General features: G+C 39.9%; 18 protein-coding genes. 14 read left to right on the forward strand and 4 right to left on the reverse strand.

The genetic code is table 11. From position 1 onward, the window contains the following. Nucleotides 1-36: 36 nt before the first annotated feature. The 4 genes from QWY93_RS05620 to rho all read right to left on the reverse strand — a co-directional run bounded on the left by QWY93_RS05620 (nucleotide 37) and on the right by rho (nucleotide 7,295). A complete protein-coding gene (locus QWY93_RS05620) occupies nucleotides 37-1,485 on the reverse strand; it encodes a fibronectin type III domain-containing protein (protein WP_290247187.1) in 1,449 nt (482 codons plus the stop codon). A gap of 533 nt (nucleotides 1,486-2,018) precedes the next feature. After that, nucleotides 2,019-3,464 carry a hypothetical protein gene (locus QWY93_RS05625; protein ID WP_290247188.1) on the reverse strand — a complete coding sequence of 482 codons (1,446 nt, stop codon included), beginning with the start codon at nucleotides 3,462-3,464 and terminating at the stop codon, nucleotides 2,019-2,021. Nucleotides 3,465-3,800: 336 nt separating this feature from the next. Continuing rightward, nucleotides 3,801-5,336: a hypothetical protein gene (locus QWY93_RS05630; protein WP_290247189.1), complete on the reverse strand. Its 1,536-nt coding sequence runs from the start codon at nucleotides 5,334-5,336 to the stop codon at nucleotides 3,801-3,803. Nucleotides 5,337-5,576: 240 nt separating this feature from the next. After that, nucleotides 5,577-7,295 (reverse strand): transcription termination factor Rho, encoded by a 1,719-nt coding sequence (gene rho / locus QWY93_RS05635; RefSeq protein WP_290247190.1) that lies wholly within the window; start codon nucleotides 7,293-7,295, stop codon nucleotides 5,577-5,579. A gap of 501 nt (nucleotides 7,296-7,796) precedes the next feature. Here rho and serS point away from each other — a divergent pair. The 14 genes from serS (at nucleotide 7,797) to mrdA (ending at nucleotide 23,585) form a co-directional block, all read left to right on the forward strand. Continuing rightward, nucleotides 7,797-9,071 (forward strand): serine--tRNA ligase, encoded by a 1,275-nt coding sequence (gene serS, locus QWY93_RS05640; RefSeq protein ID WP_290247191.1) that lies wholly within the window; start codon nucleotides 7,797-7,799, stop codon nucleotides 9,069-9,071. 97 nt (nucleotides 9,072-9,168) lie between these two features. Then, entirely contained in the window at nucleotides 9,169-9,834 is a 666-nt protein-coding gene (locus QWY93_RS05645; RefSeq protein WP_290247192.1) for a heme exporter protein CcmB, read from the forward strand. Nucleotides 9,835-10,409: 575 nt separating this feature from the next. After that, nucleotides 10,410-11,087 carry a cytochrome c biogenesis protein CcsA gene (gene ccsA, locus QWY93_RS05650; RefSeq protein WP_290247193.1) on the forward strand — a complete coding sequence of 226 codons (678 nt, stop codon included), beginning with the start codon at nucleotides 10,410-10,412 and terminating at the stop codon, nucleotides 11,085-11,087. Further along, nucleotides 11,088-11,330 carry a CcmD family protein gene (locus QWY93_RS05655; protein ID WP_290247194.1) on the forward strand — a complete coding sequence of 81 codons (243 nt, stop codon included), beginning with the start codon at nucleotides 11,088-11,090 and terminating at the stop codon, nucleotides 11,328-11,330. Nucleotides 11,331-11,382: 52 nt separating this feature from the next. Further along, nucleotides 11,383-11,796 carry a cytochrome c maturation protein CcmE domain-containing protein gene (locus QWY93_RS05660; protein WP_290247195.1) on the forward strand — a complete coding sequence of 138 codons (414 nt, stop codon included), beginning with the start codon at nucleotides 11,383-11,385 and terminating at the stop codon, nucleotides 11,794-11,796. A 31-nt stretch (nucleotides 11,797-11,827) separates the two neighbouring features. Then, nucleotides 11,828-14,356: a cytochrome c biogenesis protein CcsA gene (gene ccsA / locus QWY93_RS05665; protein WP_290247196.1), complete on the forward strand. Its 2,529-nt coding sequence runs from the start codon at nucleotides 11,828-11,830 to the stop codon at nucleotides 14,354-14,356. A 226-nt stretch (nucleotides 14,357-14,582) separates the two neighbouring features. After that, on the forward strand, nucleotides 14,583-15,362 hold the full coding sequence (locus QWY93_RS05670; RefSeq protein ID WP_290247197.1) for a Rossmann-like and DUF2520 domain-containing protein: 780 nt from the start codon (nucleotides 14,583-14,585) through the stop codon (nucleotides 15,360-15,362). A 412-nt stretch (nucleotides 15,363-15,774) separates the two neighbouring features. After that, entirely contained in the window at nucleotides 15,775-16,647 is an 873-nt protein-coding gene (locus tag QWY93_RS05675; RefSeq protein WP_290247198.1) for a geranylgeranylglycerol-phosphate geranylgeranyltransferase, read from the forward strand. A 103-nt stretch (nucleotides 16,648-16,750) separates the two neighbouring features. After that, the gene (purN, locus tag QWY93_RS05680; protein ID WP_290247199.1) at nucleotides 16,751-17,308 is read left to right on the forward strand and encodes a phosphoribosylglycinamide formyltransferase; all 558 of its coding nucleotides are present in this window, start codon (nucleotides 16,751-16,753) and stop codon (nucleotides 17,306-17,308) included. A gap of 73 nt (nucleotides 17,309-17,381) precedes the next feature. Then, nucleotides 17,382-18,908: a bifunctional phosphoribosylaminoimidazolecarboxamide formyltransferase/IMP cyclohydrolase gene (gene purH / locus QWY93_RS05685; protein WP_290247200.1), complete on the forward strand. Its 1,527-nt coding sequence runs from the start codon at nucleotides 17,382-17,384 to the stop codon at nucleotides 18,906-18,908. A gap of 491 nt (nucleotides 18,909-19,399) precedes the next feature. Beyond that, nucleotides 19,400-20,428: a rod shape-determining protein gene (locus QWY93_RS05690; protein ID WP_290247201.1), complete on the forward strand. Its 1,029-nt coding sequence runs from the start codon at nucleotides 19,400-19,402 to the stop codon at nucleotides 20,426-20,428. Between the two features lie 7 nt (nucleotides 20,429-20,435). Further along, entirely contained in the window at nucleotides 20,436-21,272 is an 837-nt protein-coding gene (mreC, locus tag QWY93_RS05695) for a rod shape-determining protein MreC (RefSeq protein ID WP_290247202.1), read from the forward strand. Next, nucleotides 21,262-21,783 (forward strand): rod shape-determining protein MreD, encoded by a 522-nt coding sequence (locus tag QWY93_RS05700; RefSeq protein ID WP_290247203.1) that lies wholly within the window; start codon nucleotides 21,262-21,264, stop codon nucleotides 21,781-21,783. The genes mreC and QWY93_RS05700 overlap by 11 nt, the downstream gene beginning before the upstream one ends. After that, nucleotides 21,783-23,585, forward strand: a complete 1,803-nt coding sequence (mrdA, locus tag QWY93_RS05705; protein ID WP_290247204.1) for a penicillin-binding protein 2 — start codon at nucleotides 21,783-21,785, stop codon at nucleotides 23,583-23,585. Before QWY93_RS05700 ends, mrdA begins: the two co-directional genes overlap by 1 nt. The last annotated feature ends 1 nt before the right edge of the window (nucleotide 23,586 follow it).

A 23,586-nucleotide genomic window follows, 5' to 3' on the forward strand; every position in this document is an offset into this window, starting at 1 on the left:
GGACAACCAATTCTAAAGCCAACCTGGCCATTTTCATTAATTGATTAATTTCAAATATTCTACTTGATCAGCCCATTGAATTTCAATAATCACCAATCCTTTAGGAAACTTGCGGATGATTTCTCCAATTGAAGGGTTAATTTCTCCTAAGGATTCAATAGTGAGGGGCTGGGAAGAAGTAATGGCATTGAAAACACGGATAGTGATTTCTTCACTGTTGTATTGATCACTATTCAGTAACCCTATTTCTACTGTTTTTCCCCTTGAGGGATTAGGGTAAACCCTCCAATTACCCTGCGAAGATTGCACTTCAGGCAATTGGACTGAATATATAGGGCTATAATGAAATTCTCCATTAATCCCCACTTGCTTAATCCGGTAATAGATTCTTTCGCCTCCAAGGGGCAAATCTTTATCTTCAAAATGATATTGACTTGGGACTTCTGACCAGCCTACCGCTGTTTCTTTATGGATATTTTCAAAATGATCCACACCTCCTACAGAACGTTCAATGATAAAATGATCATTTTCCCATTCCTTCAGGGAAGTCCATGAAACCAAAACAGCCTGATTATTTCCAGCAATATCTACATGGATTTCACCCCATTCCACAGGCAGGGTGCGACACCCGTACAAAAATTCTCCATTATCCTTTTCGGTTTTCGCCTCCTCCTTCTTTATTGCCCCACAATAATATACCTTAGCATTATCAGAAGCAATAATTTCGGCACCATTACTATTGTTGATATCCCCACCAACATACACTTCACTATCCCCATTAAAAGAGATTCCAGAAGACCCTCCTAATACAATATCTTCTTCAATAAGAATTTCCGCATTACCATAACTATTTAATTGATGATTACTCCCTCCCTGAATATCTATCATTTGGGTCCTAAAAAATCCGTAAACATTAATTTTTGAGCTATTTCCATTATATTCCGTTGGCCCGGAAGAAATTAAAGCTCCACCTTCCTCCAATTCCAACACAGCCCTGCCTTGCAAATCTATGGAATTCACTAGTACATAAGAATCTTCATCTCCATCAATGGTCAATTTGGTACTATCTGAACTTCCACCCAAGGAGACTACCAACTCTCCATTAATATTAAATTCACTCCCTCCATTGAGGATAAAATCCATTTTTTTATCTGATGCTATTATTGCATTCCCTTCCAGCTCAAAATGTGCTCCATTTGCAATGGTCAAGCCGCCAAAAGCCCCACCAAATTCCATATCACCCATATAGGACAAATCCTCATTGATGACAATATTCACTTCACAACCAGTCCCATCAAGGGGAGGAGGAGCATTTTGGGGAGAAGCGCATCCATCTACATTATCTATATCCCAACATGCCCCAGTCCCCCAATTTCCATCACATCCCATGTTACTGGAATCATAGGTAAATGTCTGTGCCCAGCCCTTAAAACCGAACATCACCAAACCTAAAAACAAGAAAATTAAAAATTGAGGACGACTCATATTTGCGAAATTTTTTTATCAAATTTTCGCAATTTATATATGGTTTTTTGCATTTCAAAAAACCAACAAAGAAAAACAAAGCAAAAAACCCTACCTCCCTACCTATCAGACTATTAGGTTTTTTTTATTATTTTCTTTTAAAATAAATTGCATTATTCAATAAACAACCTGCTTTTTTTTGGGTTTAAAAATATATTTCAGCTATAATAATTGTTTTGAAAAAAGGGGCGGCAATATTCCTATTAATTTGAGAGAAATCATCCCCAATAGTTTGAATAAAACTTTTTTCTAACCTAACCTTACAAAAAAATAAATTTGATTTTATTGTCCTTTTTAAAGAATAATAGCCAGATAAATTGACATTAATTGGGCCTCTCGTATTGATTTTTGAACTCATCGAGACCATTTCCAATAACCATGGATTAGAATTTATTTGAAAAAAAAAACGGGGAGTAAAACCTTAATGAATGTTTTACCTCCCCGAAAAAAAATCAATTTATTTCAAAGCACATTAACCAAAAACAATGTATTTCTTAATTGATCAGTTTAATAAATTCTATTTGGTTACCCCATCGAATTTCTATAATCACAAACCCACGGGAGAACTGACGGACTAACTCCCCAACTGAAGGGTTTAGACCTTCCAGAACCTTTAAATTTAGGGTTTGGGAGGTTTGAACTGCATTAAAAACACGGACACTAATTTCCTCCCCTTTATATGCACTATTATTGAGAAGTTTAACTTCTATGGTTTTACCTTTCGCCGGATTTGGAAATACGCTCCAATTTCTTTGAGAAGAAATAATTTCAGGCATTATTACCGATACCGTTTGGCTGTAAGAATAGTCACCATTGAGCCCTATCTGTTTAATCCTGTAATAATATCTTTCCCCTCCCTGGGAAAAACTATGATCTTCAAATTGATAATCAATTGCTGAGTCAGACCAACCAATTGAAATCACTTCACCAATTTCTTTAAATTTATCCACTCCCCCTGATGAACGTTCAACCACAAACCGGCCATTATCCCACTCTTTAAGAGTTGTCCATGAGACTAATACAAAATAACTTTCCTTATCAAATTCCAAGTTGACACCCCCCCAATCCACAGGTAGAATCCTACATCCATATTCAAAATCCCCATTGTCATATTCAAAAGCCTTGGGTGGTTTTTTGATTTCTCCACAATAATAAACCTTAGCATTATCTGAGGCGATAATTTCTGCACCATTGTTATTGTCAATGTCCCCTCCCACATAAACTTCACTATCTCCATTAAAAGTAATCCCGGAAGTACCGCCAAGCACAATGTCTTCTTCTACAATGATCTCAGCATTACCATAGGAATTAAGCTGGTGCTTATTTCCTCCCTGAATGTCAATCATATTGGTACGGAAAAATCCATAAACATTAATTTTTGAACTATTACCGTTATAAGCTGTGGGTCCGGAGGAAACTAAAGCACCCCCATCTCCCACTTCCAATATTGCCCTTCCCCGTAAGTCAATAGAATTCACAAACATATATGAACTCCCATCCCCGTCTATATACAACATGGTACTATCGGAGCTTGAACCTAAAGAAATAACCAATTCTCCGTCGACATTAAATTTACTTTCACCGGTTAATTGAAAATCCATTTTTTTGTCGGAGGATATAATAACATCTCCAGTCAAATCAAATTGAGCTCCATTACCGATATTTAAAGTCCCAAATGTTCCTCCAAACTCCAGATTTCCTGAATAAGTAATATCCCCATTAATAAAAATATTCACCTCACAACCAACCGCATTAGTTGGGGGTGGTGCACTATTTGGGGAACTACAACTATTGACATTTTCTACATCCCAACATGCCCCTGTACTCCATTGGCCATCACAGCCAGAATTGGAACTATCATAAGTAAAGGTTTGCCCCAACCCAAGGCTTGGAATCCCATAGCTCAAAATCGCAAACAATATAAAAAACAACCTTACCATATTTTAAATAATAAAAAAGCTTTTTGAGTATATTTTTTTGTATTTCAAATATAGTAAAATGTTGGAAATAAAAATATTATTCCACTAAAAATCATCTTTTAACCCATTAATTATGAACAGCTTACACACTTTTAAAGGTATATCCAACGGGTTATCATCAATAAAAAGCTAAATACAGTAAATATTCGACAGATTTATTTGCAGAAAAAAATTCGCCCTTTCGCTTTTAAGGACTGTCAAAAGGGAAAATTTAAGATAGGATTATCCTCAAGTCTCAAAAATCATGAAAAAAAAACTCAAGAATTGAAAATCCCCCCTTCAAAAAAGGGATGAAAATCAATCCGAATAAATCATTTTTATAAATTCAACTTTATCGCCCCACTGGATTTCAAAAACTATCAAGCCTTTGGGAAGGATCAAAAGGGCATCCTCAAGAGCTGTTTTTAAATTTTCTACAGAACTCACAGAAACAAATGGAGTTGAATGTAATGGACCAATAACCCTCACTCGCAGAACCTCTCCATTGTATGCTTGTTTCTTCATTAGTTCAATGGAAACCCTTTTTCCCTTAATAGGATTAGGGTAAACACGCCACACTCCACTTTTAACAATAGCATTGGGAATTTTAACCGAAAGCACTTTGCTATAAACAAATTCCTCATCAAAGTCAACCTGTTTGACCCTATAGTAAATTCTTGTAGCATTGAAAGGTAACTGTTCATCCACAAATTCATAATGAGACAATGTGGATGTCCATCCCAAACCTTCAACTTTTCCTATCACTTTAAAATCTTCAGCATCATCAACAGAACGCTCAATTTCAAAATGACTGTTTTCCCATTCCTTGGTAGTGGTCCATATTATCCGGACATTTTTATTCTCCTGTATAAATTGCGCCTCAATATCCTGCCAGACAACCGGGAGTATCCTTAGACACTCACCGTCTGTAACCTCATTGGCCTGCAGAACATCTTGCTCCTCTTTACCACTCCTATCATAATTATCTTCCCCTGAATCCAACACTATGGTTCCTAATCTACCATCCAAAAGTGAACTCTCCCCATTGTTCTCTATAAAAGTTGCTGTCCGGATAATAACGCAGGGGCTTCCTATTCCTATAACCGTACCACTTTCACTACCCCTAGCATTTCGAAATCCATCAGTAACAGATTCAATAATTCCCCTTAGTGTAATTTCTCCTGTATTGGTAATTTCCCCATGTGCCCTAAGGGAATAAATATCAGCATTTCCTGACTCGTTATGGAACTCATTTCCGACATTGACTATAAACTCCTCCTCGGTTGAATTAAATTCACCATTATTCACCAAATCACCTGAGACATTAATTGAACCATAATTATTAAATACCCCTCCGTTCTCTATATTCAATTGATTATTTTCTTCACGACCTTCTCCTCCCGGTGGTATATAAAATCCAGCTTCAATGGCCAAATCCGCATCCACATCTCCATAACTTTGATAATCACCATAACTGTAATTATTAAATACCTGACCATCCTGAATGGTCAATACTGTATTCCCCACAAATTTCCCATAATTATTTACTACCCAACTTCCACTCCACATTTGCCCCCAATTTGCTGAATTTGGCTGGGTGAAATCACTGGAAATTTCAAAAGTTATCCCTTCATCGATACAAACCGTCGAACTATCGCTCAAATTTAATTCTCCATTAAAAACGCCACTTCCCGTAATACAAACAAAGGCATTTGCAGGCATATCAAAGATTCTTGATTCTGTTCCTGATACTGTTATGGTGGTATCACAAATGGTACAGGATTGACCGTAAATTTCTACCCCTGTAAAAAACAAGCTCATGCAAAAAGCCCAAAGGAAGTAAAAGCGTTTCATCTTTCATCAAAAAAAATTGCTAGTTAATTTTCGAAGCATATTTAATGCTTTTCGAATACTTAATTTAGCATTTTAAAGACATAAAAGAAAGGAGAAAACACCATATACCATTGACTATCTGGCAGTTAAAACACCAACAGCAACTATCCCAAAATCAATGGTGACAATAAACAAACAAACCCCCGAAAAAAGTTATTCCGGAGGTTTGTATTAATTAATGATAATATATAAAACTATGTATTACCCATTCATACTGATCAAAAATTCGGCATTGTCCCGGGTACCTTTCATTCTTTGCAATAGGAACTCCATGGCTTCCTGAGAGGTCATATCCGACATCAGCTTTCTTAGGATCCAGACCCTTTGCATTTCTTCCTTCTCCATCAATAGGTCTTCCCTTCTGGTTCCGGAACCTGGTACATCGATAGAAGGGTAAATTCTTCGGTTGGAAAGTTTACGGTCAAGGCTCAATTCCATATTACCCGTTCCTTTAAACTCTTCGAATATCACCTCATCCATTTTGGAACCTGTTTCTACCAGTGCCGTTGCAATAATGGTCAAAGAACCTCCATTTTCAACATTTCTGGCAGCACCAAAGAAACGTTTTGGTTTATGGAGAGCATTTGCATCCACCCCACCGGAAAGGATTTTACCAGAGGACGGAACCACTGTATTGTATGCTCTTGCCAAACGGGTAATGGAATCCAAAAGAATTACTACATCATGACCGCATTCTACCATACGTTTGGCCTTTTCCAATACCATGGAAGAAACTTTTACATGACGTTCGGCCTGTTCATCAAAAGTAGAGGAAACCACTTCTGCCCGAACTGATCTAGCCATATCGGTAACTTCTTCCGGCCTTTCATCTATCAAAAGGATCATCAAGTGAACCTCAGGATGGTTTTCGGCAATGGCATTAGCAATTTTTTGCAGCAACACCGTCTTACCGGTTTTGGGTTGGGCAACGATCATTCCTCTTTGCCCTTTTCCTATAGGAGCAAACAAATCCACAATTCTGGTGGAAAAATTATCCGCCTTGGTAGTCAGCTCCAACCTATCCTCAGGAAAAAGAGGGGTCAAATATTCAAAAGGAATCCTATCCCGGATTTCTTCGGTAGTTTTACCATTAACGGTGCCAACTTTCAGAAGGGCAAAATATTTTTCTCCTTCCTTTGGGGGACGGATCTGCCCTTTGATGTTGTCTCCGGTTTTTAAGCCAAAAAGTTTAATTTGAGAGGGCGACACATAAATATCATCTGGAGAAGCCAGATAATTATAATCCAATGAGCGCAGGAAGCCATACCCATCAGACATGATTTCAAGCACTCCTTCATTTTCAATTATTCCATCAAAGTCTTTTACGGCTGAAGCATATTTCCTTTTTCCATTAGAAGGAGTGTCCTCCTGGTCTTTGATATTTTTTCTTTTTGGATGGTCAGCTTCTGCATCTCCTCCCTCAGTGGCCACCCGCATGGCTTCCTCATCTACCAAAGCCTTTTTCCTTGGCCGGAAAGCCCTTGGTCTGTTTTCATCTTCCGCATTGCTGGCAAAAACTTTTTCTTTTTTGTTCTCAGCAGATGGTTTTGCAGGCTTTTCCTTACCAGCATCCTTCTTAGGACCATTTTTAGAATTTGAAACGGAAGTTTTTTCTTCCTCCTTGGCTTTTGACGGATCCGCCACATTTTGGCGCTTAAACTTAGGTTTCTTTTCTGCCTTAGGCTTGGGAGATTCCTCTTCTTTCTTACTCTCTGCAGGCTTTTCTTCAGATTTTTCCTCTTCTGATTTGGAAGGCTTTTTCTTTGGGAGGGCTTTTTCAGGGGTGATTGCTTGTTGATCCAAGATGGCGTAAATCAGGTCATCTTTTTTGAGAGACTTGTAGTTTTTTACTCCCAATTCTTCTGCTATCTCCTTTAATTCAGATAGCAATCTGATTTTAAGTTCTTCGATGTTATACATAAAAAACGTATGAAATGTACTTGATGTGAATTAATTGAAATTAGTACGGTGACTATTTAAATGATTGGTATAAAAAGGTATTATGATGAATTATAACCGATCCACGGGGAGGGGATCGTGAATGTTTGATACTACAATATTACAGTAAGCTAATTTAATACGCAAACTTTTTTTTCAGTATCGGTAATTTCCTGATGGTTAGGTAAAGCCAAATGATTTTTTAATGGTTAAATTCATTATATGTTTCTTCCATTTTGACTGCCCGTTGAATTACCATATTGCCAAAACATTGGGCAAACTGGGTCAAAATTGGAATTAATAAGATGAAAGTTGAATTGAAAATTTTTAATCCAATATTTTAAAACCCATTATTAATTTACTCATCTCTTATAAAAATTCAACTTTCCATTGACAACAATACTATAAAATCCAATACCAATCCTACCCTCTCTACCTGAAATCATTATCTTTGCATTCCAAAATCAAAGCAATGCAAATCTCATGCTACAGGTAAACTATATTCGAGATCATTTTGACCAAGTTCTGGAGGGCCTTCGAAAAAGAAGCCTTCCGGATGCAGAATTTAAATTAAAGCAAGTTCTCGATACCGATAAAAAAAGAAAGGACACCCAAGCAGAAAGGGACCAGCTTCAGGCCGAATCCAAAACCATTTCCAAACAAATTGGCATGTTGATGAAGGATGGTAAGAAGGAAGAAGCAGAAAAGGTAAAAGCCCGAACAGCAGAAATCAAAGGGCAAATCAAAAGCCTGGAGGAGACATACAACTCTGCAGAGGAAGAACTCAAGCAGTTATTATATAATATACCCAATGTCCCCCATAACAGTGTTCCTGCCGGAAATACCGAAGATGACAATGAAGTGGTCCTGGAAAACGGAGTTGCACCCACCTTATATGATGGAAAAAAGCCCCATTGGGAACTGATAAAGGAATATGACATTATTGATTTTGACCTTGGCGTAAAGGTTACCGGTGCAGGCTTTCCGGTTTATAAAGGCAAAGGAGCCCGCTTGCAAAGGGCCTTGGTCAACTTTTTCCTGGATGAAGCACTTCAACAAGGTTATAATGAAGTGCAACCTCCCATATTGGTTAATGAAGACAGCGGATATGGAACCGGGCAATTGCCTGACAAAGAAGGTCAAATGTACCAAGCCACGGCAGACAACCTATACCTGATTCCTACTGCAGAGGTACCTATTACCAACCTTTACCGTGATGTCATCCTTCAGGAAAAAGACTTCCCAATCAAAAACACGGCATTTACTCCATGTTTTAGAAGGGAAGCAGGTAGTTGGGGTGCCCATGTTCGTGGCCTGAACCGACTGCATCAATTTGATAAAGTGGAAATAGTCCAAATCAGTCACCCTGATCATTCTTACCAAGCATTGGAAGACATGAGCAGCTATGTGCAAGGTTTATTGAAAAAATTGGAATTGCCTTACAGGGTTTTAAGGCTTTGCGGTGGGGATACAGGGTTCACTTCTGCTTTGACTTATGATATGGAAGTTTTTTCTGCAGCCCAGGAAAAATGGCTGGAGGTAAGTTCTGTCAGCAATTTTGAAACCTATCAGGCCAATAGGCTTAAATTAAGGTACAGGGGAGAAGATAAAAAAATCCATTTAGCCCATACCCTAAACGGAAGTGCCCTGGCTCTTCCGAGGATTGTTGCAGCTATTCTGGAAAACAACCAAACAGAAAAAGGGATTAAAATGCCTGAAGTTTTGGTGCCCTATCTGGGATTTGAATGGATCAATTAAATGAGATGATAGATGTGAGACTTGAGATGTGAGATTGTCCGATCTTATATCTTATCTCACTTCTAATATCTCGGTCAATTCCTATATTTGCCCCATCATGTGGAAAGAAATCACCGTACTGGTCCAGAAAGAAGTCACCTTGGAATGGCGGCAGAAATATGCCCTCAATGGGATTTTATTATATGTGGTCAGCGCGGTTTTTATCACCTATCTGAGTGTGGGAGCCAAACAGGGTAACTTGGGTGTACCCACCTGGAATGCCTTATATTGGATCATCATCCTTTTTTCTTCAGTAAATGCAGTGGCCAAAAGTTTCGTCCAGGAACATCAGGGAAGACAGCTTTATTATTATACAGTGGCGTCACCTGAAGCCATTATTATATCCAAAATCATTTATAATACCCTTTTGACCCTAGTATTGGCATTTTTGGGTTATTTGGTTTACAGTATCATTTTGGGTAACCCTGTTCAGGACCAAGGGCTTTTTATGCTCAATCTTTTATTGGGTTCCGTTGGGTTTTCTGCTTGCCTGACGATGGTTTCAGGCATTGCTTCCAAAGCCGGAAATAATGCCACCCTAATGGCCATTCTTAGCTTTCCTATCATCATCCCCATACTTTTAATGGCCATCCGGATTTCCAAAAATGCCATTGATGGACTGGACCGTGGAGTCAGTGCGGACAAATTACTAACCCTGTTAGCAATTAATGCTATAATTGGGTCAACAGCCTATATCCTGTTTCCTTATTTGTGGAGAAGTTGATTTTATTGGATTAATGGCACTTCCTTTTCTACCATCAAATTTCTTTATTTAAGAAAGTATTATATTCTTTTATATAAGCTTATTTAGTACAAAGTACCAGGTAAGATGTATGAAGATGTGAAAAAAGGCAGGTAAGTAGTATGTGGAGTATTTGGTATTTTGAAAGGTTTAATTTTTGAGTCGGAGACTCAACTTACATCGTCCCACGACACAGTCGACGGGACACCCGGGCCGGGCCAAGGATGTACAAAGTACGAGTCACGAAGATTGTAGAATAAAAAGTATTCACCATGTTGTTGGGGTATTTGGTATATGGTAAGCCTGACCCATATCAAAAATCGAATTGGGAGGCAACTTTATCACGAATCAACCACATAATTCATCCTTCTTAAATCTCCATTTTAAATTCTAACTTTTAATTCTTAGTTCTGTAATACCACTGGATTTGCTTGGCTGGTGTACAGGGGGTAAATACCCCTGGCCCCTACTCAATACTTAATTCAACTTTTTTAGGAAAAGGTCGAAAATGAGGAACTTATAACTTACTTTTGCACTTGTATAGCAAATTAGTTACCATGCGAGCATATTGGTGGAAAGTATTGGCGGTCTTGCTGTTAGCATATACTATTATCGCCGGACTCCTCTTTGAAGTACCCAGATTACCCATTCTTAACGAAACTATCAGAGCCCTGTATTTTCATGTGACCATGTGGTTCGGCATGATCCTTATGTTGGCTGTGGCTGTGGTTTACAGTATAAAATACCTCCGCACCAATAACCTGAGACATGACGACATGGCCATTGAATTCACCAATGCAGCCATCCTTTTTGGGGTATTGGGAATCATTACCGGGATGCTTTGGGCCAAGTTTACCTGGGGAGATTATTGGAGTGGAGATCCGAAGCAAAATGCTTCAGCCATTGGTCTGCTGATGTATTTTGCCTATCTCATCCTGAGAAATTCCCTGACAGATGTCCACCAGAGGGCACGAATTGGGGCCGTCTATAATATTTTCGCTTTTGCGGCATTTATTCCCCTGATTTTTATTTTGCCCAGATTAACGGACAGCCTTCACCCAGGAAATGGAGGCAACCCTGGATTCAACGCCTATGACATGGACAGCAACCTGAGAATGGTCTTTTATCCGGCCGTAATTGCTTGGACCCTGTTAGGTGCCTGGATCAGCACGGTAAGGGTAAGAACCAAAAGACTGGAAAGAAACCTAGAAGACAAACTTATCAATCAAGTATAAATGCAGAAATGGCTATTGGTTTTCCTGCTTTTCGTCAGCCTTCAGGTGGCGGCACAGGAAAAAAAAGAAATCAAATCCGAAGACTATAAAAATTACAGTGTGGAAATGGCCGACCAAATGCGTGAAGATGGCAAAATATATGTCCTTGTAGGCATTATAGCTATTGTTATGGGAGGGCTTTTGTTTTATGTAGTCAGCACAGACAAAAAAATTTCCAGACTGGAAAGAGAATTTAGAGAATAACCCAAAACCTGCCTGAATAAATTGCGTTAGTGCTTAAAAATTATTGATTACCATGAAAAAAGGACATTTACTAGGGCTTGGGATCATCGCCGTCGCCATTGTAATCATCATCACTTCCATTGGTGATGCCAGCAGTTATGAAAACTTTTCCACAGCCAAAGAAATGGCACTAAATGGAGACGATGAATCCATCCATGTGGTTGGTGAACTTCAAAAGGACGCTTCCGGAGGGGTTACTGGCTTGGAAGTAAGCGAGGACAAAACTTCCTTTACATTTATGATGGTTGACAAAGAAGGTACTGTACAGCAGGTATATTACAATGAGCCCGTGCCTGCCGACTTCACCCGTTCGGAGCAGGTGGTCGTAATCGGTTCCTATAAAACTGAATCCATGTTTGTCGCAGAAAAAATCCTGATGAAATGTCCTTCCAAGTATCAGGAAAACCAAGTGACAGAAGCTTCCTAATCCAAAATCTAATAATTGATTACCGATTAATATGATGAATACCCTCGTTGGTAATATAGGCCATTTCATGGTGATACTTGCTTTTGTAAGTGCCATGATAACGGCCTTTTCTTATTATAAATACAGTATTGCCCCAGAAACGGAAAAGGCTTCCTGGCACAGGTTTGGCCGGATTTTCTTTTACATCCATGCCATTGCCGGAATAGCTATCGGCGTTACGCTTTTTAATATCATTTATAATTTCCGTTTCGAATATTTCTACGCCTACTCCCACTCTTCCCGTGCCTTACCGGTGCACTATATGATTTCCAGTTTCTGGGAAGGTCAGGAAGGCAGCTTTATTCTCTGGATATTTTGGAATGTGATATTGGGTTTGGTGTTGATTCACACTAACAAATCCTGGGAAGGCCCTGTCATGGTGGTGTTTTCCCTGGTTCAAGCCTTTCTGGTTTCTATGATCCTGGGAGTGGTTATTGGCGATCTAAAAATCGGGAGTTCTCCATTTATCCTGTTAAGGGACGTATCCCAAGCCCCTATCTTCAATATCAACCCTGATTTTGTGCCTGAAGATGGCACAGGGTTAAATCCATTGCTTCAAAATATCTGGATGGTCATACACCCTCCGACCTTATTCCTGGGCTATGCATCCACTTTGGTCCCATTTGCCTATTTGATGGCAGGCCTTTGGAAAGGGAGATACAAAGAGTGGATCAGACCCGCATTGCCATGGACAATTTTTTCTGGCCTGATTTTGGGCATGGGAATTATTATGGGTGCTTATTGGGCCTACGTAACACTTAATTTTGGAGGCTATTGGAACTGGGACCCTGTGGAAAATGCCTCCTATGTGCCTTGGTTGATTATTGTGGCTTCCATCCACACCATGATCACCTTCAAGAAAAGTAGCACTGCGCTAAAAACCTCAATAGTGCTGGTCATTCTGCAATTTATCCTGGTCCTGTATGCCACTTTCCTTGTGAGAAGTGGAGTGCTGGGAGATACCTCGGTGCATTCATTTACGGATCTAGGTTTGTCAGGCCAGCTTTTGATTTATTTGTTTTTCTTTATGGCCGTGGCCATTTTCCTATCCGTCAGATCATGGAATAAAATCCCTACTTCTGATAGAGAGGCTTCCGTATATTCCAGGGAGTTTTGGATTTTCATAGGAGCCACCACTTTGGGATTAATGGCTTTCCAGGTCATTTTGCCCACTTCCATACCCGTTTACAATGCCATCATAGAGGCTTTTGGCGGAATTTCCAATTTGGCACCACCCGCAGATCAGATTGAATTTTACACCAAATTCCAATTGTGGTTTGCTGTAATTGTGGCTTTGCTTACAGCGGTAGGGCAATATTTCTGGTGGAAAAAGATGGATAAAAAGACCCTGAAAAATGCGCTTGCTACCCCATATATTATCTCTTTGCTATTGGCAGCAGCCATAATTGTTTTGGCCAAGATCTACACAATTTCCTATATGATCATAGTCCTGGCCGGAACCTTTACCATTGTGGCCAATGCAACCATACTTTCCAAATTGGTTAGGAAGTCCACCTTCAAGTTGGCAGGGGGATCACTGGCCCATATTGGTCTGGGTTTGATTCTGATCGGCATCATGTTCTCCTCCGGTTATTCGGATGTGATTTCTATTAATATGTCCGGCTTGACTTATAAAAAAGATTGGGAAGATGAGCTAAATAAGGAAAATGTCTTGCTTTGGATCAATCAGCCTCTGCAAATGAAAGATTATAAAGTCATTTATCGCGGAAGGCACAAAAAGCTGGAAGGTGTTCCCGGGTATGTCAAGGTCGACAAACTGGAATCCACCGACAAGCTCAATGAGGCCATTGCCCTGGAAGACATTGTAGTGGATGGAACTACTTATCACAAGAAAGGGGACAAAGTGGATATAGTCCTGGAGGAAAACAGCTATTTCAAGATCGAATATTATCAGGAGGATGAGCTGAAATTCACCCTTTTCCCCATGTCCCAGCCCAATCCTTCCATGGGCTTGATTTCCTCACCAGATTCCAAACATTTCCTGGACAGGGACCTTTATACCCATATCTCTGCCATCAACAACTATGACGATCCCGAATGGGGAGATGATCAACGCTATGAGGTCACCCCCGGGGAACAATTCCATTTGGCCGATTATGTAACCACTTTCCAGGGGGGAGAAGTATTGGAAAACGTGGAAGGCGTTGACCTGAAAGAGGGCGATATTGCTGTCAAGGCCAAAATGATAGTAGATGATCATGACAAAAAGATTTCCCTGGAGCCGATCTTTTTGATCAGTGGTAACAAAGTAGGCAAAATCTCAGATGTCAACCATGATCTTGGTGTAAAGGTCGAGGTAGAAAGCATTGTCCCGGAAAAAAACCAATTTGTCTTTAAGGCCAACAGCTACCAAAAAGATTATGTGGTGATGAAGGCCATGGTCAAACCCCATATCAATGTCCTTTGGATTGGGACCATTATCATGTTGATCGGATTTGGAGTGGCCATTTACAGAAGATATGACGAGTTTGTCAAAATGAGAAATAAAGGGATGGAATGACATTAAAAACCGCTTAGTAGGTATTTGATTCCATTAATCTTAAAAACTGCCACAACCTTCCAGGAATTAAAAGCCTGGAAGGTTTTTTTATGGGAAATGAATTGCCAATCCTTAAATTAGACAGGTATCAATTTATAGTTATTATATTTCGGGGATAGTTTAAAAGGGCCAATACTGAAAAAATCCTCCAGTTCGACCATTCTACAAACCAAAATTACAAACTTCTATGGAGAATTTTAAAATCGCCATAATAGGATCCGGTAATGTGGCCTGGCATTTAGCTCCAGCACTGGAAAATGCAGGACATACAATTACTGAAGTTTATAGCAGGGATATTTACCGGGCAGAAAAAATTGTCTCGCAATTGTATTCTTCAGAATCCAAGGATGACTTGGATTTTTCGGAAAGTGAGGCAGAGATCTATATCATTGCAGTCAGTGATCATGCTATAGCTGGTATTGCGGATGAAATCATTTTGCCAGAAGAAAGCATATTGGCCCATACCTCTGGGACGATGCCCCTGGACATTTTAGCCTATAGTTCTGCCTCCTATACTGCTGTGATGTATCCCCTGCAGAGTTTTAGCAAATCCCGCCCCCTGGATTTTGAGGACGTTCCGTTTTTATTGGAATCTGACGACCAAACAACCCTCCAAAAAATCAAAAAATTGACCAAAAGCCTTTCTCCACTCCAATACATAGTCAATTCAAAAGACCGCATGGCCCTTCATGTGGCTGCTGTTTTTGCCAGCAATTTCACCAACCATATGATCCGGATTTCCGAAGAAATCATGCAAAGGCAAGGTTTAGACTTTGAAATGCTCCAGCCATTGATTATCGAACAGATCAGTAAGACAATCGATTTAGGGCCTCAAGCTGCACAGACAGGTCCAGCGGTTCGTGGAGACCTCAACACCCTGGATCAGCACCATCAATTCTTAAATTATAATGAACAATTGGCCGAAATCTATAAACGGATATCACAGGATATAATTGATGTCAATTGAATGGAAACAACAACTATAATTGGGAATATTGAAAGTGTTATTTCTGTTACCTGTGTTTTGGGAATTGCCAATTGTGGTTCTTTTTGTTTTGGGCTTTCAGCCTTTGCCCTAGCTTTATGCATAGTATCAATTAATAAAAACACATTTTTTATCACCTTTTACGATTAAAAAATTTAGAATTTTCAAATAACCAATTAAACTTAGCTTCTTTGGAGCCATTTTTCCCCGGAATACGTTATTTAAAATAACAAACTGCTGGACTCCCGGAGCTATCGACAAGATAACCGGGTCCGCACCTTAAGCCAAAGGTGAGGTGTTCACCAACATCTTCCTTTGGTTTTTTAAGTACATTTTCCTGCTAAAAGTACTTCATCCCTGTTCCTACTTATAAACTTTCTGCTATTTTTGACCTATGAATAAACTACCGGCAGAAAAGGCTTTTACCATACCTGCATTCCTCAGGATCATTAGGCCAGGCAATCTGCTTATCTTAGCCTTTGCCCAATTGATGACCGCATTTTTCCTGGTGGAACATACCCAGTCCGGAAGACCTATTTTGGAAGACTTCTCCCTATACATTTTAATATTATCCACTGTAATTATTGCAGCTTCGGGATATATCATCAATGATTACTATGATCTCAAAATTGATTATATCAACAAGCCCGATGAGGTGGTCATCGGAAAGGGAATGCGCAGAAGGGTGGTCATGTTTTTGCACAGCATCCTCAATTTTATAGGCATTGCCCTTGCCGTTCTAGTCAACTTAAAGGTAGGGCTGGTCCATTTTGTAGCTGCATTTCTATTATGGTGGTATAGCAATTCTTTAAAAAGATTACCCCTTGTGGGCAATTTGGTGGTGGGGGCATTGACAGGGTTAGCCATTTGGATCATTGGATTTTATTATCAGCAATCCCAGCTCCTTGTGCTTACCTATGCCATTTTTGCTTTTTTTATCAACCTGATCAGGGAAATCATTAAAGATATTGAAGACCGGGAGGGGGATCGCAAACATGGCTGCAGAACTTTACCCATCGTATTGGGCTTCAGATCTACCAAAAATATCATTTTCATTATTGCCGGTTTATTTGTTATTTCCATATTGACGGTGGCTTATAAAATAAACAACCCCTTATTATATTATTATTTCGGGGCCCTAGGGGTACTATTCTTTTTATTTATGTACAAGATATATTACGCAGACCGAAAAAGACATTTCACCGAACTTAGCCTTCTTTCTAAAATCCTGATGTTAACAGGAATAATAAGTATGGGCTTTTTATAGGGGATCTATTCTATAACCATTGGACAAGAAAATGCTTAGCTAAAAATAATCCCTATTTTTGTAACCTAAACAGTTATTTTTGACCCATAAAAAAGAAATCTACTTGAAAAAAATTGCCATACTAGCCTCAGGAAATGGCTCCAATGCCGAAGAAATCATCAATTATTTCAAGCACAACCCCAAGGTAGAAGTGGCCTGTATTGCTTCCAACAAACCTGAAGCCTATGTGTTGGAAAGGGCCAAAAACCATGAAATCCACCATTTTTCTTTCACAAAGAAAGAAATGGAAGAAGGTATATTAGAAAAAACATTCCAGGAATTGAAAATAGACCTGGTGGTTTTGGCAGGTTTTCTGATAAAAGTTCCTGACGGGTTGTTGCATTTATATCCCGAAAGGATCATCAATATCCATCCGGCCCTATTGCCCAAATTTGGAGGGAAAGGCATGTATGGGCTTCATGTACACCGGGCCGTAAAAGAAAAAGGAGAAAAAGAAACCGGGATTACCATCCATTATGTCAATGAAAAGTATGATGAAGGCCGGATCATATTCCAGGAAAAGGTAGAAGTGGAAGAAAAGGACAGCCCAGAGGAAATTGCCCAGAAAGTGCATGCCCTGGAACATAAATATTTTCCAAAAGTGATCGAAAGTCTGCTATAATCCGCTGATTTTCCTAAATTTGCCCATTGAAATTCAAATACCCAACCCATATTTTCAATCAATATTTTCTAAAATGGCTGTTAAAAAAATAGAATCTGCCCTCATTTCAGTATTTTATAAGGACAACCTGGAGCCCATTATCGCCCTTTTAAAAGAACAAGGGGTGAAAATTTACTCCACAGGAGGCACTCAAAAATTTATTGAAGAGCAAGGAGCTGAGGTAACTCCTGTAGAAGAACTTACCGGATATCCTTCCATCTTCGGAGGCAGGGTCAAAACCCTTCACCCCAAAGTTTTTGGTGGCATTCTCCACAGAAGAGAGGAAGAAGGTGACCTTTCTCAAGCAGTGGAATTTGGCATACCTTCCATCGACTTGGTGATTGTAGATCTTTATCCTTTTGAGGAAACGGTAGCCTCAGGTGCTGCTGAACAAGATATAATTGAGAAAATTGACATTGGTGGAATTTCCCTTATTCGTGCAGCTGCAAAGAATTTCAAGGATGTAACCATTGTTGCCTCCCGGGAACAATATGGAGAGCTGGAGGAAAGATTGAAAAACAATGGTGGCGGAACCACTATGGAAGACAGAAGGTACTTTGCTGCCCAAGCATTCCAGGTTTCTTCCCATTACGACACCCATATCTTCAACTATTTCAACCAGGAAGAAGAAATTCCTGCTTTGAAAATCAGTGAATCCAATGCCAAAACATTGAGATACGGTGAAAACCCACATCAAAAAGGTGTTTTCTATGGCAAATTGGATGACCTTTTCGACCAATTGAATGGAAAAGAACTTTCCTATAACAACCTGGTCGATATCGATGCAGCAGTAGCTTTGATAGCTGAGTTTGACCAGGAAACGGCATTTGCAATTTTGAAGCATAACAATGCATGTGGGGTTGCAACTGGAGCTTCTGTAAAAGAAGCTTACCAAAAAGCTTTTGAGGCAGACACTCTGTCTGCTTTTGGAGGAGTATTGATCACCAACCAAAAGGTGGACAAAGCAGCTGCTGAGGAAATGCACAGCTTATTCTTTGAAGTATTGATTGCACCTGCTTTTGATGATGATGCCCTGGAAATCCTAAAAGGAAAGAAAAACAGGATATTGTTATTGCAAAAATCGCAAGTGGGTGGCACCAAACTGGTGAAAACCTTGCTAAATGGTTATATCGAGCAGGATAAAGACCTGGCCACTGAATCCAAAGATGATTTTAAGGTGGTAACCAAGGTAGCTCCAACCGAAGAGCAAAAAGATGCCTTGGTATTTGCTGCCAAAGTCTGTAAGCACACTAAATCCAACACCATCGTCCTTAGCAACCAGGACCAGTTGTTTGCAAGTGGAGTGGGACAGACTTCAAGAGTTGATTCACTAAAACAGGCCATAGAAAAGGCAAAGTCTTTTGGCTTTGACCTGAATGGAGCTGTAATGGCTTCCGATGCTTTTTTCCCTTTCCCTGATTGTGTAGAAATAGCCTCAAAAGAAGGAATTGCATCTGTAGTCCAACCAGGCGGATCCATCAAGGATAAAGACAGCATTGAATTCTGTGATCAAGCAGGAATGAGCATGGTGATGACCGGAGTTAGACACTTCAAGCACTAGAAATCATATTATACATAAACCACTAATCCCTGGCTGAAAGGTCAGGGATTTTTTTTTAAAGATTGAAAAACTTTAATTCCTATTTCAAAAAGCTCCGGTTAGGTTTCAGAAACAGTTCGGAAATCAGAGATTGCCCTGCATGGGAAACTGTCCGGGATTTGTAATCCTGAATCAGCAATAAAAGTGGATTTGTAATCCACATCCCCAACTAACCATAAATTCTCCCAAAGTTTGGACTGTTTTTTGCTTATTGAGGGGCAACCGGGAATCAAACATCGGTTATCACCTTAAAAACGGGCATTAAGACCACAAAAAAGCCTTTTGAAAACCATTGAGCATATCACCTATAATAGGCTTTTAAAAAAAAAAATTAATGCCCTATTATAAATCCAAATTAAGGTAATAATTTTGTCCTACTGCGTTTTATTTAAGCATTGTTAATGCTAACTTTAAACGATCAACTCATAGATAATTTATAAGCAAATACCAGCATGGGATTATTCGACTTTTTCTCTAGTGATATCGCCATAGATTTAGGAACCGCCAACACCCTCATTATTCATAAAGAAAAGATCGTCGTAGACGAACCGTCGATCATCGCCATAGATAAGACCAGCAACCGCATTCTTGCTGTGGGCAGGGAAGCAATGAACATGCATGAAAAAACGCATGAAAACATTAAAACAGTCCGCCCCTTAAAGGACGGTGTGATTGCTGACTTCTATGCGGCTGAGCAAATGATCAGGGGGTTGATCAAGATGATTCCGGGCCATAAAAAGGGCATGTTTCCCCAATCCCACAGAATGGTAATATGTATCCCCTCAGGAATTACAGAGGTGGAAAAAAGAGCCGTAAGGGACTCTGCAGAACATGCGGGGGCCAAAGAGGTTTATATGGTGTACGAACCCATTGCAGCTGCCATTGGTATCGGCATCGACATCGAAAAACCCATGGGCTCCATGATTGTGGATATCGGAGGTGGAACCACTGAAATTGCCCTGATTGCGCTTTCCGGCATAGTAGCAGACCAATCCATCAGGGTGGCCGGTGATACCTTTACCAAGGATATCCTGGATTATATGAGGAGACAGCATAACCTTTTGATAGGAGAAAGGTCAGCAGAAAAGGTGAAAATTGCCATAGGGTCAGCATTGACTGAGTTGGATGATGCTCCAGAAGATTATGAAATACGAGGCCGGGATTTGATGACGGGAATTCCAAAAGTCATCAAAGTCTCTTATTCGGAGATTGCTTTTGCCTTGGACAAGTCTGTTTCCAAAATTGAAGAGGCTGTATTGAAAGCTTTGGAAATCGCCCCACCCGAACTTTCGGCCGATATTTACGACAATGGAATACACCTTACCGGTGGTGGGGCCTTGCTTAAGGGATTGGACAAAAGACTCCATCAGAAAACCAAACTCCCCATCCATATCGCAGAAGATCCATTAAGGGCTGTAGTAAGGGGAACAGGTACTGCCCTGAAAAACATAAACAGTTTCAGAACCGTACTGATGACCTAAAATTTAAATGCAACGCATTTTATTATTCCTATACAGCATTAGGGCCTTTTTGTTGTTTATTATTTTGGAAACCCTGGCCATTTGGCTAGTCACTTCCTATAATTCACCACAAGGGGCTGTTTTCTTTAATAGCTCAAATTTTATCACTGGGAAATTCCTCAACACCAAGGAAGGTTTTACTTCCTACTTTGAACTGGCTTCTGCCAATGATGCCCTTGCACAGAAAAACGCAGAACTTCTCAAACAATTGGACCAATTGAGTCATCCTGCAGATAGTGTCCACATTCCCTTGGACAGTACTTTGGAAAGTCGATATAATTTCAAGGCTGCCAAAGTAATCAACAATTCTATCCGACTGAACCAAAACCACATTACCCTTAATAAAGGTGCGAAAGATGGAATTAAGGCAGGAATGGGGGTATTCAATGAACAAGGAATTGTAGGCAGGGTAAAGGGTGTCTCCAATAACTTTGCATCGGTAATTTCTCTGCTTCACACAGATCTTTTGATCTCTTCAAAAATTAAATCAACGGATGTCTTTGGATCCACTCAATGGGATGGAAAATTATCCAACAAGGCCAAACTCAAATATGTCCCAAGGCACGTGAAAGTTCAAGCAGGAGACACGGTGATTACTTCCGGGTATAATGCAGTTTTTCCAGAAGGCTTGTTGGTGGGCACCATCGATGAAGTAAAACCTGGAACTGAAACCAATTACCTGGATATCACCATAAAATTGGCTGTCAATTTCAGCCAATTAACTTATGTGTACTTAGTTGAAAACAACAGGGAAGCAGAATTGGATTCCCTTCAAGACAGTCTGGATATCGTCAATGAACAGTAGAACGATCATATATAGCATAGGAAGTTTCATTATTTATTTTTTTATCCAAATCCTGGTACTCAAAAACCTGGTGCTTTTTGGTACTGCCTTTTGCTTTCTTTATGTGCTTTTTCTCTTATTGTTACCTATTGAGTTAAAGACTATCCCACTCATGATTTTGGCTTTTTTGCTGGGGTTCAGTATTGATATCTTTTATGATAGCCTGGGTTTTCATACAGCTAGTGCAGTAATGCTTGCTTTTTTGAGGAAACCCTGGCTAAACCTTATCACCCCAACGGGAGGTTATGATCCTAATACACCGCCTTCAGTATTGAACATGAGTTTTAGCTGGTTTTTCGTTTACAGTTTCCCATTGATATTGGTACACCACCTTACTTTCTTTTTCATTGATAATTTGGGCACTTCCATGTATCTTTCTTTGTTGTATAAAACGCTGAGCAGTGCTGCTTTCACCTTTATCATGGGTATTATCATCCAAGCACTGTTTTATAAGAAAAAGAGGGGAATTTAATGGACGAAAAGAGACCAGGTGTCATCATCATTGTAATCGTATTAGTTGGAGTTATTTTGCTTTCCAAACTTTTTATGATCCAGGTGTTGGACGATAGTTTTTTGAGGAGAGCGGAAAGAAATGCAGTTCAAAGATTAGTGGATTATCCTTACCGGGGTTTGATTTATGACCGGAACAATAAGCTTTTAGTTTATAATAATCCTGTGTTTGACCTGATGGTTATTCCACAGGAATTTAAAGTCAAGGATACCACCAAGTTTTGCAGGATATTCCAATTGGAAAAGGAAAAATTGATTCAAAAATACAATGAAGCCAAAGCTTATTCCTGGGTAAAACCATCCCCTTTGATCAAGCAGGTGAGCAATACGGACTTTGCTAAAATGCAGGATTACCTGATCGACTATCCTGGCCTTTTCATCATGACCAGATCTGTCAGGGCATATCCAGATTCAGTAGCATCCAGTACCTTAGGCTATATTGCAGAAATAATGCCCTGGCAATTGGAAAGGGATACAGCAGATTATTATTCCCAAGGAGATTATATTGGCCATTCGGGTGTAGAATCTTTTTATGAAAATGCTCTTCGAGGAAAAAAGGGAGCTAGGTATAAAATGGTCAATGTAAGGGGAGTGGACAAAGGCTCGTTTAAAAATGGCCAGTTGGATACCGCTTCCATCCCTGGAAAAAACCTCCAATCCACCATTGACCTTGAACTGCAAAAATATGGTGAAAAGCTTATGCAGGGAAAAAGGGGATCGGTTGTTGCCATACAGCCCAAGTCAGGAGAAATCCTTTCTATGATCTCTGCCCCTGTGTACGACCCCAACCTTCTTGCAGGAGCTGCTTATAGCAAGAACTACCTAAAACTACAAAACGACTCTACCAAACCTTTGTTTAACCGCCCCATCATGGCCATGTATCCCCCAGGATCTATATTTAAGGTCGTCCAGTCCCTAATAGGGCTTCAGGAGGGAATATTGTCACCCAATACCACCTATCCATGTAACAAAGCCCTGGTCGCCTGTCATAATCACCCCAGCCCGGTCAATTTATTTGGCGCCATCAGGAATTCCTGCAATCCCTATTATTATCAAGCTTTTAGGCATATAATCAACCAGGAAGTGTCCAGTAATACTTATACCGATACGCAAATAGGGCTGGACAAATGGAGAAAAGCAGTGATGAAATTTGGACTGGGGGACCAGTTGGGAATTGACTTAAAAAATGAAAAAGGAGGAAGTGTTCCTTCCAGCCAGCTATATGATAAATTCTACGGAAAGGGACGTTGGAAATATTCAACCATTTATTCCTTATCAATAGGTCAAGGGGAAATGCTGGTCACCCCTTTACAGATGGCCAACCTTGCTGCTATCTTTGCCAACAAGGGGTACTATTATACGCCGCACTTGATAAAGGCAATAGATGGTAAAACTGAAAATATTCCTGAAGAATATCAAAAAAAACACGATGTTGGTGTTGATCCACATCATTTTGAGCTTATACAAGATGCAATGGCAGAAGCATTGTATGGCACTGCAGCCAGGGCTATTATGAAGGATATTACCATTGCGGGCAAAACAGGTACGGCCCAAAACCCTCATGGGGCAGACCATTCGGTATTTGTGGCCTTTGCTCCCAAAGAAAATCCCCAAATAGCCATAGCAGTATATGTGGAAAATGCTGGATGGGGAGGACGGGCTGCCGCCAGTACGGCCAGCTTGATGATAGAAAAATACTTGAACGGCCAAATAAAAAGAAAGGCCTTGGAAGATTATGTATTAGTTGGAGATTTCTTCGATTGAC

It is taken from the genome of Echinicola jeungdonensis (assembly GCF_030409905.1).
GTDB classification, from domain to species: Bacteria; Bacteroidota; Bacteroidia; order Cytophagales; family Cyclobacteriaceae; genus Echinicola; species Echinicola jeungdonensis.